Source organism: Caproicibacter fermentans, assembly GCF_014303955.1.
In the GTDB taxonomy this organism is placed as follows: Bacteria; Bacillota; Clostridia; order Oscillospirales; family Acutalibacteraceae; genus Caproicibacter; species Caproicibacter fermentans.
The window spans coordinates 2,270,124-2,283,988 of record NZ_CP060286.1; the positions used below are offsets into that span (position 1 = coordinate 2,270,124).

At 47.9% G+C, this 13,865-nt stretch carries 15 protein-coding genes; 13 read left to right on the plus strand and 2 right to left on the minus strand.

The window, feature by feature from the left end; genetic code table 11:
• Window positions 1–7: 7 nt before the first annotated feature.
• The 4 genes from HCR03_RS11170 (at window position 8) to HCR03_RS11185 (ending at window position 3,182) form a co-directional block, all read left to right on the plus strand.
• Window positions 8–868 carry an ABC transporter ATP-binding protein gene (locus HCR03_RS11170; RefSeq protein ID WP_066645757.1) on the plus strand — a complete coding sequence of 287 codons (861 nt, stop codon included), beginning with the start codon at window positions 8–10 and terminating at the stop codon, window positions 866–868.
• Window positions 865–1,485: an ABC-2 transporter permease gene (locus tag HCR03_RS11175; protein ID WP_187034254.1), complete on the plus strand. Its 621-nt coding sequence runs from the start codon at window positions 865–867 to the stop codon at window positions 1,483–1,485. The genes HCR03_RS11170 and HCR03_RS11175 overlap by 4 nt, the downstream gene beginning before the upstream one ends.
• Window positions 1,486–1,489: 4 nt before the next feature.
• A complete protein-coding gene (locus HCR03_RS11180; protein WP_187034255.1) occupies window positions 1,490–2,158 on the plus strand; it encodes an ABC-2 transporter permease in 669 nt (222 codons plus the stop codon).
• A 151-nt stretch (window positions 2,159–2,309) separates the two neighbouring features.
• The gene (locus HCR03_RS11185) at window positions 2,310–3,182 is read left to right on the plus strand and encodes a DegV family protein (protein ID WP_156990435.1); all 873 of its coding nucleotides are present in this window, start codon (window positions 2,310–2,312) and stop codon (window positions 3,180–3,182) included.
• Window positions 3,183–3,258: 76 nt separating this feature from the next.
• Here HCR03_RS11185 and HCR03_RS11190 read toward each other — a convergent pair whose 3' ends face one another.
• Window positions 3,259–3,972: a peroxiredoxin gene (locus HCR03_RS11190; RefSeq protein WP_228725201.1), complete on the minus strand. Its 714-nt coding sequence runs from the start codon at window positions 3,970–3,972 to the stop codon at window positions 3,259–3,261.
• A gap of 151 nt (window positions 3,973–4,123) precedes the next feature.
• On the opposite strand from HCR03_RS11190, the gene HCR03_RS11195 reads away from it, so the two are divergent.
• Both HCR03_RS11195 and HCR03_RS11200 read left to right on the plus strand, forming a co-directional pair.
• Window positions 4,124–4,426, plus strand: a complete 303-nt coding sequence (locus HCR03_RS11195) for a DUF3892 domain-containing protein (protein ID WP_187034256.1) — start codon at window positions 4,124–4,126, stop codon at window positions 4,424–4,426.
• 209 nt (window positions 4,427–4,635) lie between these two features.
• The gene (locus tag HCR03_RS11200; RefSeq protein WP_187034257.1) at window positions 4,636–5,241 is read left to right on the plus strand and encodes a TrkA C-terminal domain-containing protein; all 606 of its coding nucleotides are present in this window, start codon (window positions 4,636–4,638) and stop codon (window positions 5,239–5,241) included.
• 254 nt (window positions 5,242–5,495) lie between these two features.
• On the opposite strand, the gene HCR03_RS11205 is transcribed toward HCR03_RS11200, so the two are convergent.
• Complete coding sequence (locus HCR03_RS11205) at window positions 5,496–6,728, minus strand: IS110 family RNA-guided transposase (RefSeq protein WP_187034258.1); 1,233 nt, start codon at window positions 6,726–6,728, stop codon at window positions 5,496–5,498.
• 354 nt (window positions 6,729–7,082) lie between these two features.
• Between HCR03_RS11205 and HCR03_RS11210 the strand changes: the two genes are divergently transcribed.
• From HCR03_RS11210 to HCR03_RS11240, 7 genes are all read left to right on the plus strand, one after another.
• Window positions 7,083–7,634 carry an RNA polymerase sigma factor gene (locus tag HCR03_RS11210; RefSeq protein ID WP_187034259.1) on the plus strand — a complete coding sequence of 184 codons (552 nt, stop codon included), beginning with the start codon at window positions 7,083–7,085 and terminating at the stop codon, window positions 7,632–7,634.
• The gene (locus HCR03_RS11215) at window positions 7,624–8,355 is read left to right on the plus strand and encodes a DUF4367 domain-containing protein (RefSeq protein ID WP_187034260.1); all 732 of its coding nucleotides are present in this window, start codon (window positions 7,624–7,626) and stop codon (window positions 8,353–8,355) included. The genes HCR03_RS11210 and HCR03_RS11215 overlap by 11 nt, the downstream gene beginning before the upstream one ends.
• Before the next feature lie 125 nt (window positions 8,356–8,480).
• Entirely contained in the window at window positions 8,481–8,909 is a 429-nt protein-coding gene (locus HCR03_RS11220; RefSeq protein WP_187034261.1) for a hypothetical protein, read from the plus strand.
• 360 nt (window positions 8,910–9,269) lie between these two features.
• On the plus strand, window positions 9,270–10,385 hold the full coding sequence (locus HCR03_RS11225) for a cysteine peptidase family C39 domain-containing protein (protein ID WP_187034262.1): 1,116 nt from the start codon (window positions 9,270–9,272) through the stop codon (window positions 10,383–10,385).
• A gap of 198 nt (window positions 10,386–10,583) precedes the next feature.
• Window positions 10,584–11,186, plus strand: coding sequence for a hypothetical protein (locus tag HCR03_RS11230; protein ID WP_187034263.1), 603 nt, complete (start codon window positions 10,584–10,586; stop codon window positions 11,184–11,186).
• 556 nt (window positions 11,187–11,742) lie between these two features.
• Window positions 11,743–12,291 (plus strand): C39 family peptidase, encoded by a 549-nt coding sequence (locus HCR03_RS11235; RefSeq protein WP_187034264.1) that lies wholly within the window; start codon window positions 11,743–11,745, stop codon window positions 12,289–12,291.
• 205 nt (window positions 12,292–12,496) lie between these two features.
• Complete coding sequence (locus HCR03_RS11240) at window positions 12,497–13,732, plus strand: hypothetical protein (RefSeq protein ID WP_187034265.1); 1,236 nt, start codon at window positions 12,497–12,499, stop codon at window positions 13,730–13,732.
• Window positions 13,733–13,865 lie beyond the last annotated feature (133 nt).

Below are 13,865 nucleotides of genomic sequence, written 5' to 3' on the forward strand. Positions count from 1 at the left end.
TTTATTTATGGAAACATTGCTGGAGCTTGAGGGCGTCTGCAAAAACTACCCCTCTTTTACGCTGCGGGACGTCGGCTTTACCGTGCCGGAGGGCAGCATCATGGGGCTGATCGGCGAAAACGGCGCGGGAAAGAGCACCACCATCCGTCTGATCTTAAACGAAATCCGGCGCGACGGCGGCAGCATCCGCATTTTCGGGAAGGACAACATCAAAGACGAGGTCTCCGTCAAAGAGCAGATCGGCGTCGTGTTCGACGAAAGCTGTTTTTCGGGCGAATTCCGTGCCAAAGACGTCGACCTGATTTTAAAAAGGGTGTTCAAAGCCTGGGACCGCGATTTATACCGGCGGTATCTCAGGGATTTTTCCCTTCCGCCCGAAAAAAAGATCAAGGAATATTCCAGGGGCATGCGGATGAAGCTCGGCATCGCCGCCGCGCTCGCGCACAGGCCTCGCCTGCTGATTCTGGACGAGGCGACCAGCGGTCTGGACCCCGTCATGCGCAGCGATATTCTCGACCTGCTGCTCGATTTCATTCAGGACGAACGCTGCGGGATTCTTTTCTCCTCGCACATCACGTCCGATCTGGAGCGCGTCGCCGATTACGTAACTTTTCTCCACGAGGGGCAAGTCGTGTTCAGCCGGGCGAAAGACGAGCTGGAAGAACATCTGGGGCTTTTGAAATGCGGCGCTTCTCAGCTTGACAAACTGGATTCCTCCGATTTTCTGCGCGTCCGGCGCGGTTCGTTTGAATGCGAGGCGCTGGTAGCCGACCGCGCCGCCGCCAAGCGGAAATATCCGGAGCTGGTCATAGACGCCGCGCCGCTCGACGAAATCATGCTGCTGTATGCAAAGGGGGAAAATTCATGACAGGCCTCATCCTGAAAGATTTGATGTATCTCAGGCGCACGGCAAAAGTTCTGCTGCTGCTGCTTGCATTTTATTTTGTTCTTTTCGCGGTGGCGGGCGACGATTCGGCCTCCGGAATCTTCTCCTCCGTAACCGTGCTGCTGACGATGCTTCTTTCCGTCAACGCGTTTGCTTACGATGAGGCCGCAAAATGGAGCGTCTATGAGCGAAGCCTTCCCGTGGCGAAAAGCGGCGTTGTTCTTGCCCGTTATTCGCTGGGGGTCGGGGTCGCCACCTGCCTGACCCTGATTTCTTTCCTGGCCGAGCTGGTCGTCCTCCGCGGCATATCGCCCGACAATCTGGCGGCGCTCTGGGCATCGTGGAGCATCGCGCTGCTGTTCTGCGCGATTCTGTTTCCTCTGATGTACAAATACGGCACGCAAAAGGCGCGGATGGCACTGATGATCGTCGTGCTGCTGCCGACTCTCGGCTTGATTCTGCTTCAAAAGGCAAACCTGCCCCTGCCGTCCGTGTCGACCGTTCTGCTTTTGATTCGTTTTCTCCCGCTGGCGGCGGTCGCGGTCGTTCTAATTTCTTTCCAGGTCTCCTGCCGGATTTTCAGAAACAAGGAGGATTAAGACCGTGGGGAATGCGGGCCGCCGGGCCCTTTCCAGGCAGGCCGGCGCGGTCGCCGGCCTGTTTTTCAGAGAATTGAAACTGCTTTGCAACAGATGCCTGTTCCTTCTTCTTTTGCTTTCTGTTTTCTCGGTCTTTTACGCCGTCGCGGGACTGCGGGAAGGTCTGGAGGGCCTGACGCTCTGGACGGTCGTCATTCTTCCCCTGTTTCTTCTGATGAGCTCGTTTGAGGCGGACCAAAAGTCGCGCTGGGACTCTTACCTGTTTTCTCTTCCGGTCTCCCGCCTTTCGCTGATCCTGCCCAAATTTCTGCTGGGGCTGCTGGGGTCCGCCGCCGGCGCCGCGTCGGCGCTTCTCGCCGTGCGGATTCGATTCGGTGAGGTGGAACCCGGTCTGCTCCGCTCCGTCGCGGCATCCTTCGAGGCGGCCGTCATCCTTTGCTGCGTGCTGATTCTGGTCGAAAGCCTGTTTGATTTTACCCAGGCGAAAATTCTTTTCATCGTCCTGTCCTTTTTTGCCTATTTTTTTGCCGCGCAGCTCAACAACGCGGAAACATGGAACGATGTCGGCACGGTTCTGTGGTTTCATATTCCCGCGCCTGCTTTTCTGCTTGCCGTCGCAGGCATTCTTTTTCTGTCTGTCCGCGCCGTTTCAAGGCGGGAAGTCGTCGTCTAAGCGTATGATCCGTTCTTTCACACGACATATTCTATTGTTTGACACCTTATGATTTCCAAAGTTCGGCGGCGCCGCGATTGCATAATTTGGAAAGCGGTGGTAAAATAAAAAGCAGGAACGTATAAATCAGTTTCATCAGAGGGAGAAAACGATGGCGGATTATGTGATTGTGACGGACTCTTCCTGCGATTTGCCGAGTGAGCTGGCAAAGGAGCTTGAGTTGGTGGTTCTGCCCCTTTCCTTTCATTTGAACGGAAAGGAGTACCACAATTATCTGGACGAACGCGAGATGCCGATCGGCGAGTTTTACCGCCGTATCCGTGCCGGCGAGCCCTGCACCACCTCCGCCGTGAACGTGGACGCTTATAAAAGCGCCATGGAGCCGCTGCTGCAGCAGGGCGTGGATATTCTGGACATCGCGTTTTCCTCCGGCCTTTCCGCAACCTACAGTTCCGCGAAAATCGCCTGCGAAGAACTCGCGGAGAAATATCCGGGACGAAAGGTCTTTGCCGTAGATACCCTCGCCGCTTCGCTCGGCCAGGGGCTTTTAATCTACCTCGCCGTACAGATGAAGCGCGCGGGCAAAAGCATCGAAGAAGTCCGCGGCTGGGTGGAAGAAAACAAGCTCCGTCTCTGCCACTGGTTCACCGTGGACGACCTGAACCATTTAAAACGCGGGGGACGCATCTCCGGCGCGACGGCGCTGTTCGGCACCATGCTGAATATCAAACCGGTTCTGCACGTTGACGACGAGGGCCATCTGATTCCGATGGGCAAGGTTCGCGGGCGCCGCGCTTCTTTGGACGCGCTGGCGGACCATATGGAACAGTCCGCCGACGATCCCGCGTCCCAGACGGTTTTCATCAGCCACGGCGACTGCCGGGAGGACGCGGAGTACCTCGCCGGGGAAATCAAACGACGCATGGGTGTCAAAAATTTTGTCATCGGAAACGTCGGCCCCGTCATCGGGACGCATTCCGGACCCGGAACCATGGCGCTCTTTTTCCTCGGCAGCAAGCGGTAGACCGCAGATTCCTCCAAATCGAATTGCACGAGAAAAGGCCCGAAAAAGCGCCGTCAGACGTTTTTTCGGGCTTTTCTTACTTGTTCCCCGCGTTTTCTTTTCCGTTCGGCAGCTGCTTGTAGCACCAGAACCAGTCCTTGCAGGTCAATCCCAGTTCCTCCGGGTCTTTTTCCCGTTCCAGCAAAGCGCTGTACGTCTGCGGCGGCGGGACCAGCGCAGGCTGACCAGGCTGCCAGTTTGCCGGCGTGACGACCTTGTCGGCGTCGGTCGTCTGCAGCGCGTCCACCAGACGCAGAATTTCCGGAATGCTGCGCCCGTTCGTCAGCGGATAAATCAGAATCGCGCGGATAATTTGATTCGGATCGATAAGAAAGACATTCCGAACCGTTTCCTGCTTGCTCACGTCCGGGGCGACCATTCCGTACAGGCAGGCAACCTCGCCCGTCCGGTCGGCCACCACCGGGAACGGAATCGAGATTCCCGTCGTCCGGGCGATGGAGCGCACCCATGCCAGGTGGGAGGGATTGCTGTCGATGCTCAGGCCCAGCAGCTGAACGTTTCGCTGCTGGAACTTCGGAAAAGCCTGTGCGAAGGCGACAAATTCCGTTGTGCAAACCGGCGTGAAATCGCCGGGATGAGAAAAGAACACCACCCATTTCCCCCGATAATCCGAAAAGCGGATCGGCCCGAAGGTTGTGTTCGCGGTAAAATCCGGCGCTTCCATCCCTATGCTTAAATGGCCGCAGCGGTCCATTTGATCCATTTTCATTTTCATGTTCATATTGTCCATATCCATCATAAAGAAAAAACCTCCTTTTGCTTCTGTTTTATAATACGCGCAGTGATAAAAACTGTGCGGCAGCCCGCCGCGCCCCATCGGCCGGCGCGGGGAATAAAACGGCTTTGTCCGCAAAAACTAAAAGCGGAAAGGAGTTATGTAAATGGGACAGGAAACACAGGGAGAAAACAACGGGCCTCTGCCAAAGGCCATCAACGAATTTACACCGGAGCCGGAAGCGGACGCGCTTTCCATCACGGGGCTTGTCAAAGCCTCCGGCAAAATAACCGGGTACCAGCTCTCGGACGGCAGAAAAGTCACCCGGGATGAGGGCGTTCATCTGGCAAGAGAGAACAAAATCCGGGGCGTGGCGGTCGCCGTGAAAAAAGGGACGGAATACCTTCGTTCCCTTCCGGACGACTCGGAGGACAACAATCTGGGCAGCCTGCCGACCGTTTCCCAGTAAAGCTGAATCAAATTCGGCCTCCGGCCGCCTGCTGCAGCAAAAAAGCACGGGCGGCCGGGCCATTTTTCACAAAGCGTGCAAAAATGGATTGCCCGCGGAACCGAAACATGCTATAATCGGTTTTGGCTGAATTGTTCGGCCCAGAGCGGGTAAACCGCGTTACCCATACGGAGGACTGATAAACATGGCGGGGTTGGGAAAGCTATACCATGCCAAGGTATTTGAAAATCGCAATGGATTTGGCCGCGAGAATCGCGTCGGGAGAAATTCCGGAGGGCTCCCGCCTGAAGGGGCGCTCCACCCTGGCCACGGAATATAACGTTTCCCCGGAAACCATACGCCGGTCCATGTCCATTCTTTCCGATAAAAACGTGCTCAAAATCATGTTAGGCAGCGGGATCGTCATTCTTTCCAAAGAAAACGCGATCCAATTTATCAAGAGCTTTAAAGACGACGAGCGGGTTGCCGACCTTCGCCTGAAGCTCGCCCAGCTGATGGAAAAGCGCAGCGGCATGGATGAAGAAATCCTTTCGCTGACCAAACAGATTATCGACATGTACCGCTACAAGCGGTCCGACCTGATCACGCCCGTGGAGATTCCTCTTCCGGGCAAATCGCCGATCATCGGCAAAAGCATCGGGGAACTGGAAATCTGGCACAATACCGGGGCGACCATCATCGGCGTGGTTCAGCAGAAGGACATCATTCTCTCCCCCGGCCCGTACTACGAATTCTGCGCGTCCGACCGTGTCCTCATCGTCGGCGACGAAAATGTCATCGAGCGTTTTAATGCCTTTGTCAACGGAATTTTATAAATCAGCGATTTCACGTCTCCGTCCCGTGCTTCTTTTTTTGGGAAGCACGGGATTTTTTTCTAAATTTGCAGTTTCTCCGGCCGAAATGATACAATAGAAAACAGAAATAAGTCTAATGGTATGAAGTCAAGAGGGTAAGTGCAAATGGAACGGATAAAAAAGCCACCATAAACGTACTGGCTGGATAAAAAAGGCAAACCTTTTCAAGCCCTGCCCTTGCAATTTAAAAAACAGGGTAACAATACCATCAGAGTTTAATACTCTTCCGGTGGAATGTACAGGCGGTTGTCTTTCAGCAGCCGAAAGACCAACCGAACCAGTTTTCTGGCAGTTAAAGCGAGTGCGCGTTTATGCTGGAACTTGTTGACCTCTTTGAACTTGAGGTCATAGTAGCGCCGGAACTCCGAGTCGCATCTTCTCATAGAGTTGGCAGCTTCCAGCAGATAGTACCGAAGGAATCGGTTTCCGGACTTGATTAGATGGGTATTCTCAGCCTCATAGTCTCCGGACTGGTGCTGAGACCAAACGAGGCCAGCAAACTTAGCCAGAGAGGCCTGAGACTGAAAGCGGTGAATGTCACCGATCTCAGCAATAATACCCGCTGAATACACCTTACCAATACCGGGGACAGAGGTCAGCGTATTGGGGATGATCTCGAACTGCTGCTCGATAGCCTTGTCCAGCGTCTTGATCTGGCTTTCCAATGCCCGCATGGCAGCGATCGAGACCGACATGGCCTGGTTGACAGAATCGTTCACGGTTTTGGGAAGCCGGTAGGAGCCTTTGGCGGCGGTTTGCACCGCCTTCGCGGTAGCTTCTGGATTGGCAAACCTCCCTCGTCCAGATTTCACGATGAAGTCGGTCAACTCTTTTATGTCGGCGTAAGCCAGTGCATCCACTGTCTCAAATCGTTCCATCAGGGCAATGGTGGTGGCGCTGGTATTTTGGGAAAGGACTTTTTCCTGAGCCAACCCAGAGCACTTGAGAAACAGGTAATTCGCAAAACGCTGCTTTTCCCGCGTTAGGTTCTGGACAGAGAAAAAGCGTGCTCTGGTTAGTGTTTGAAGGGCCTTGTAGCGATAATCGTCCATGTAAACCTCTGAGGCAATTCTGCCGAATCTGAGATGGTCGGCAATCACGAAGGCATCCACGAAATCGTTCTTGGGCAGATCGGAATAGGCTTCCTTGAACTTTCTGACCTGCTTGGGATTGAGAACATGGATCTTCCGTTGAAACCGTCCCAATCTGCCATCTTCCCGGAGCGCATAAACGAGGCAGTCCCCATAGATGGAGGTGGCCTCAAGGCCAATCATCACGTCGCTGAGCTGCATCGCGGTAAGTGCGGACACAATTCTCTCAGACATCAGTTTAGCACCACCACGGTTGTTCTGCACGGAAAAGCTGCTGTGTTTGGCTCCATCCGGCTTCATGAGGTAAGCGACGTTATTTTTGCTGCTCACATCAATGCCAACGTAAAGTGGATTCAAAAATATCACCTCCCCCACAGTGGGATTTTCAAGTCGGCAGGTTTTAAGATACCCATGATAACCGGAGCATCAGCAACCTCGCGTATTAGAATCATTCCGGAAAAGGCCAATGCGATATCCCTCACTGCTAAAAGGGCGGCCTTGCTTCCGGCAAACAGCTAATGAGTTTGCAGCTAACTTCCGGCTCAGGGGAACAGACTATCTGTGAAGCAGCCTTACGGCCCAACAGGAGGAATTAGAGCTTGTCCCTGCCGACTTGACAGCATTATATCACGGGCATCTCAAAGCCTGCCGGTATTCTATTTTTGGGGCGTTTTCGCCCTACAAAACTTATTATACGAGGGAGGGATTCTATTGCTGCCTTGCATCATGGCAATTGAAAACGAAGAAGAGCGCCAAACCATGGACCAGCTGTACCGGCAAAATTACAAACTGATGCTGTACATAGCAAAAGGGATTTTAAAGGACCAAAGCAAGGCCGAAGACGCGGTTTCTCAGACTTTTGTAAAAATAATTGAAAAATTTCAAAAATTTTCGTTTGAAGACTGTAACAAAACCAAGGGTTTGGTGGTTATATTAGTGAAACATATTTGTTACAACATGCTGCGGGAAGAATCACACCATTCGCAGGTGTCTCTGGATGAAGAGAATTTCCAGGCTGATTCCTTCGATTTGCCCTGTGACCATCTGCTGACGGAAGAAGCCTACCGGGCGTTGCAGGCAGAGCTGAACCGCCTGGATGAAAAGTTTCGCATCGTGCTGGAATTAAAATATGTATACGGCTGTTCTCATGAAGAAATCGCGCGTCTTTTGGACATTTCTCCGGGGAACGCCCGGGTGCGTCTTTGCCGCGCGAAAGCGGCTCTTGCAAAAGCAATGAACGAAAGGGGATTTCATGGTGAATAACGTAAAATTAAACCGCGAGCTTTTTGAGGCAATGCTGAAAGAGGCTGTTACCGAAAATTTTGAAAAGGAAATGCAAAGCCTTCCGAGCGAAGCCGCGCTCGCGGACTGCGAGCTTTCTTTAGGGACAAAGCGCAGAATCGAAAGCATGATCCGCGAAGCCCGCATGAAGTCGCTTCTCCGGCGCGTCAGGGCGGTTACGAAACGGGTCGCCGTCCTTCTCGCGATCATGATCCCCGTATCGCTCGGCAGCCTGCTCAGCGTGGAAGCGTCGCGCAACGCCATTTTCAACGCGATCATCGAATGGCGGAGCGGCAGCGCGAATATTACCTATCAGCAAAGCTCTTCCGGCTCCGCGGATGCGGATCACTCTGCAAATATGAACGTCGTTTACGTTCCGTCCTATCTTCCGGATGGCTTTACGATCCAAAAAGAAAAGAAAGTCGGTCGTTTGCTTGTGATAACTTATCGGGATAAAAGCGGCAAGAGTATTATCTTTCAGCAGTGTTCGCTGCCCGACGCGGGGACAAACGCGATTGATTCCGAACACAGCACCTATTCCCAAGTTGACATCAACGGAGATCAAGCATCCCTTTTCCAAGCCGACACAAAGGACGATTCCTCTTTTCTTGTCTGGAAAAATGATCATTCCAGCTTTCTGCTTATGTCAAAGGTCGATTCGAAAGAACTGATTAAGATGGCCGAAAGCATCAATGTCAAATAAGGGCGAGTGAAAAAATATTTTTAAAAAAATTTCTAAAAATCTGTAACATTCTGGAAATTCAGGTGTTCTGTATATAGAAATAATTTTTAGGCCGTTCATTCGGCCTCAGAAAGAGGGATGTAAAAATGAAAAAGCAAGTCGTTTCTCTGGCCCTGTCCGTTTGCATGCTGCTGTTCGGTTCCGGTCTTCCGGCGTTTGCGGCGACTTCTTCCGCAGGAAGCGCAAACTCCGGCATGCAAGTAATGCTGGTGAACACGGATTACATGATGACCAATCTGAGTTTTTCCGGTGACAAAGCGGAGTGCACTAACGTCATCTACGGAAAAGAGGGAACCAGCAAAATCAAAGTGGATGTTTACCTGATGCGGGTGGAGGGCAATACTTCCACAACAGTCAAGCATTGGAGCGCGACCTCCTACGGCGACGAGCTGGATTTTTACAAGGAATATTACGTCTCCAGCGGCTACACCTATAAACTTGAGGTCAATGCCGCCGTTACCCGCAACGGAACCACAGAGTACATCAGCGACAGCGACTTGGCCGACTGCGGCTGACTCCCGGTCCAAAGCTGATTACAAGGAACTCCCTTTCACATACACTTTGCCGGCGGCTCAACCGCCGCCGGCACCCATTTATTACTCATCCGCAAAGGCACTCTTTTTGAAAGTTTCTAAAAAGCCTTTAAAAATTTTTAAAAAGAGTGTAACAAAACGGCTTCTCAGGTGTTTTGTAGGGTAGAAGGTAAAAATTTATTAATTTCATTCCATTGTTTTCAATGCAGCGCGCGCTTTGAAATAAATTTTTGTTTCAAAAAGAGGATGACGCCGATGGACTATTCAGAAGGGAGATTTGCTCCCCTGCCCCGGCAACTCTTTCGTACGGTCCGTAGGCCGAAATAAAAAGGAGGAACAAAAATGTTAAAGACTTGGAAAAAAGCAGTCAGCCTGGTTCTGGTTTTCGCCCTGTCCATGATGGTGTGCGTCCCCGCGTTCGCGGATTCACCATTTACGGAAACCTTTTATACAACCGGATCTGATAAGGCGAAAAGCTCTGATACTGCACGGATAAAATCATTTGTGGACACGAAAATCAATGCGGCTAAAGCCAAAATTACAGTAAGCAATACAAAAATTTTACATGATTTTGCTGGAAATGAATATGAATTGGTTGAATGTACTCCTACGGGCTATTACATTATTCATCCACAATCTGGTATTATTATTGAATCATCTCCCAATTCCAAATCTCCATATAAAGGGTTAAATGCTAATTTGTATTACGGAGGACCCACATATTATTATATTAAATCCGGAGCTAGTTATAAACATACTATATTGGGAACAACTATTTCGGACGCAGACGCCGCTGCTCAAGATTGTCAAAAAATTCATGATGCGTTGCTTTCTCAGACAAACGAGGCAGTCTCGAATTACTTAACCGATAAGAGCTCAAGTTTACCGTCAAATCAGTTGCAATCCACTGGAACAGATCATTGGGTCAATTCTTATTCTTGGTTTCGTAATCTTAAATCTGGATTCGGATATGTTAGTGGTGGCTATTGTGGATATATTGCTGCAAACCTTATTTTAAAGTATTGGGATAATTGCCGCGGAAAGATTAAACTTTCTTCTTGGGATAGCCCAGTTAATAGCATCAGATTAACTAATGACCTAATTGATGTTGGTAAGGATGATGGTTACGGTGCATCAACATACGCTGTGGATATTGCAAAGGTAATCAACGATTTTTGCTCTTATTACAGTCTGCCACAATGTGCAAGCTGGCATGTGGGTACTAGTGGCATGATAAATGAAATGGATTCTTATAAACGCCCAGTAATTCTCTTTGGTAACTTGGAGGGCGCGGGAAATCATGCCGTTGTTGCATATGGCTATAATGAATATGAGAATCCGGGAGATTATACGTTCATATGTCATTTTGGTTGGAATGGTAGTTCAGAAGTTCATATCTGCTCTTTTCCAGATGGTACTAGTATTTTTGGGAGCAATGCACAATATAACATTTCGTAATTGTCTGCCTATTAAAGCCATTATGAAGGCAAAGCATTTATAGAAAATGCTTTGCCTTCTAATTAGGAAAAATATTGATATAATTTTATATGCGCTTATATTATCTATTAATGAAATTAGAAAGGAGGAGATCTTCTATTGCAAGGTCAGCAAAGAACTAATAAAACTGATGGGAACAATCAATTCAAATTTAAAAAAATGGTTCCAACAGCAATTGCGCTTTTGGCCATCACGGCTGTAGTGGGAATCTGTCTGATTCCTCTTGTAACCGGGAATTACGAAGGTCACGGACAGGACCCAAACTGGGATAAAACGCATACGATTATCACGTCCATTGACGAAGCTGTAAAGCTGTTTGGAGGGGACTTGCTGCTTGACAAGCTGGAGTTGCAACAGAACAGCCCTAAGCCGTATACGGAATTTATTCTGGAATATAGAGATAAAAAGGATAAGAATAAAAAAGACAGGGAGACGTGGAGGATGCTGTCCGCCCAAGTGCTTTACGGCGGGAAGCAGTTTGATGTAAAAGATGATTATGTTAATCTGACGATCTTTTTCAGGGACGACGATCCGTTCATCATTGGTTCCGACGAATATCCCGGATATGAAAGCCTGTTGGAAAAAAGCAACGCAACCAAAACGGTCCATGGAATTACGGTGAAATATCGTAATGGTCAGGACAAAGCTTTTCAATATTGCTTCTGCGCTGAATTCAAACACCAGGGATACGTCTATTTTTTGGAATCCTATTCCAAAGAAAATCCGAATTTGTCATGGGATACATTGAATCAGATGCTATAAAATTTTAAAAAGTGTAACAAAATGGTGTTATGTAGGCATAGAGTATCTTGAAAATCACCGGAAAAGGCCGGAGGAATAAATCGCATGCCCGGCGGCGGTTGAGCCGCCGGGCATGCTTTTTATCGTTCGCCCTCAGAAGCACTCTTTTTGAAAGTTTCTAAAAAGCCTTTAAAAATTTTCAAAAAAAGTGTAACAAAACGGCTTCTCAGGTGTTATGTAAGTAGAAAAAAAAATTTACAGGCTTTCATTCCATTGATTTCCATGCTGCGCAGCATCCGAAATATAATTTTTGTTTCAGAAAGAGGATGACACCGATGGACTATTCAGAGGGGAGATTTGTTCCCCTGCCCCGGCAACTCTTTCGTACGTCCATAGGCCAAAATAAAAAGGAGGAACAAAAATGTGAAAGACTTGGAAAAAAGCAGTCAGTCTGGTTCTGGTTTTCGCTCTGTCCATGATGGTGTGCGTACCCGCGTTCGCGGCGGATAACTCCAAGGATAATTATGATTATGCCCCCGTTATAGGGCAATTTAAATTTAACCCGAAAACAGCAGCAATGATTCAAAAAAAATCCAAACAAGCAGAGGAGTATTATGAAGCAAAGAAAAACGGTAATTATTCTCTGGCAAGGCAGATTTTAGCAGACAACCAGTCTACTAAAAACGACAAATTCCAATCCTTTAGTCTCAATGCAACATCAAATCGTTTATCCATTTACCAATGCCCTCAAGAAAAAAATATTTGGTGTGGATATGCTGCAATACAAAGTTTACTAAATTATGAAGGGTATAATCTGTCACAGAAAACAATTGCAAATGAAGTCTACAGCGCTGACTCATCTTGTCCGTGGTACTTATCCAACGGAAATTCGTACGATCAATTCCCTGTCCCAAATTATTTAAGTGAAAAAACCAACTTTACTTATGGTCCTTTTCCTTATGGGGCAGCGGGTTCAGTTTCAACAACTGTGAGTGAAATAAAATCTAAAGTTGTTTCAACTATTGATTATGGTCATGGAGTTTTGGCCTGTGGAACTTCAACACCGACCAATAAACTAAATCCAGCATATCCGGATGCTAAGATTACCCATTGGGGTTGCAATTGATGGATACTATAGTAATGGAGATAACATCTATATTGTTGACCCTGCAAAATCCAGCGCTGTCTCATGGTCGGATCATCTAGAGAAATACTATTCTGTAACAGCAACTAAATTGCGTGATTTTACCAGAACGCGGGGAATTGTCTGGTAACCGTTGTAAGAGGAGGGGAGGTGATTTCCTCCCCTTTCTTTAAAGGAGGGAAATTAAATGCTCAAAAAATCCATTGTAGTATTTCTATTGTGCGGATGCTTCCCACTTCTAAGCGGATGCACTCAGAAAATGAGTCCATCCGCTGCGACGACTTATTTACAACCTGCCGCTTCAGAAAACGCCGGAGCTTCTGTTTTAAATAATCACCGATATCTTAAGATGAATATTGTTACAAAGGATGAAAACATGCTGTATGGCAAACCGGTTGTTTCTTTTAGTAAGTCAAATTCAAATAAAAATCTAAAAAAATTTACAGTTGACAAAATCTCCGATGCCTGGGTTTGGAACCTCAGCAACAGGCGTTCCTTGCTTTTTTGTTTTTCCAGCGAAAACGGCCCTGTGATCGCTTCCTATTCATTGGAAGAAAATCAATATACCCCCTTGATTCGCTTAAAGAATGGGCATGCGGCAGAATTTAAAGCCATTAACGATCATTATTTATTGTGGGCGGAAAGTACGTCTACTGATTGGACGGATACAACGCTCCACATCTATGATTTTCAAACACAAAAAGACAAAATCTTTTATACTGATACAGTCGACCCTGAATCCGGCAGTATTTATTCTGTGAATTCAAATCCCTGCGTTATCAGGGATAATACAATTTATTTTGACGATATCGTTGGAATTGATTCGGACGGGAACTATAAAATAAATCTTTACGCTTATAAAATCTCTGACGAAACTATTTCTTTAGTAAAAGAACAGGCACAGAAACCCTTTATTTACCAAAGCTCAGTAGGCTGGTTTGAATTTGATAAGAATACGGGCAATCCGGTTATGGTTTTAAACAAGAGACAATGTCCTGCAAAAAAATACTTAATAGAGAATGGAACCTCCATGTTTCACTTCTGCCAAGATGCAATCTCTGTCACAGATTTATTAACGATGCCCGATACCGGGAAACTTTTTCATTCCAATAAGTCGTCATCATCCATATATTCAGATAAAGAGAAAAAGACGGTTGACGGCATGGGGTTTACATTATTGACTGAAACATCAGCTACACCTTTGCTTGTATTAAAAGGATTATCTTTGGGTCCTACCGCTGTCAATCAAAAAGCTGTTATATGGAGCAGAATAGAAAACGGCTTTCCAATGTTTTATAATATTAAATCGCAAAATTTTGTGATGATGGATAACCTTCCAAAGGGAACCTACTCTTGTGTTATGAATGATAACGACCTGCTTTTCATAAATACAAAGACAGCATATTTGTTAACCTTATCATAAATTTTTCTTGATCATCAAATTTTGATACTGCTAATATGTTAAAAAACGCGCTTAACGTTTCTCAGCCGCAAAATGGCAATACCTCCTGGTTTCGCATCTCTAGGGCAATGGGTAAAAGCCACTATGCCGCGAG

Coding starts and splice junctions, on each gene's coding strand:
- HCR03_RS11220 (WP_187034261.1), top strand. CDS start 8,481: ATGAAAAAGCAAGTCGTTTCTCTGGCCCTGTCCGTTTGCATGCTGCTG.
- HCR03_RS11235 (WP_187034264.1), top strand. CDS start 11,743: ATGATTCAAAAAAAATCCAAACAAGCAGAGGAGTATTATGAAGCAAAG.
- HCR03_RS11200 (WP_187034257.1), top strand. CDS start 4,636: ATGCCAAGGTATTTGAAAATCGCAATGGATTTGGCCGCGAGAATCGCG.
- HCR03_RS11240 (WP_187034265.1), top strand. CDS start 12,497: ATGCTCAAAAAATCCATTGTAGTATTTCTATTGTGCGGATGCTTCCCA.
- HCR03_RS11190 (WP_228725201.1), bottom strand. CDS start 3,972: ATGGACAATATGAACATGAAAATGAAAATGGATCAAATGGACCGCTGC.
- HCR03_RS11195 (WP_187034256.1), top strand. CDS start 4,124: ATGGGACAGGAAACACAGGGAGAAAACAACGGGCCTCTGCCAAAGGCC.
- HCR03_RS11230 (WP_187034263.1), top strand. CDS start 10,584: ATGGTTCCAACAGCAATTGCGCTTTTGGCCATCACGGCTGTAGTGGGA.
- HCR03_RS11225 (WP_187034262.1), top strand. CDS start 9,270: ATGTTAAAGACTTGGAAAAAAGCAGTCAGCCTGGTTCTGGTTTTCGCC.
- HCR03_RS11215 (WP_187034260.1), top strand. CDS start 7,624: ATGGTGAATAACGTAAAATTAAACCGCGAGCTTTTTGAGGCAATGCTG.
- HCR03_RS11185 (WP_156990435.1), top strand. CDS start 2,310: ATGGCGGATTATGTGATTGTGACGGACTCTTCCTGCGATTTGCCGAGT.
- HCR03_RS11170 (WP_066645757.1), top strand. CDS start 8: ATGGAAACATTGCTGGAGCTTGAGGGCGTCTGCAAAAACTACCCCTCT.
- HCR03_RS11175 (WP_187034254.1), top strand. CDS start 865: ATGACAGGCCTCATCCTGAAAGATTTGATGTATCTCAGGCGCACGGCA.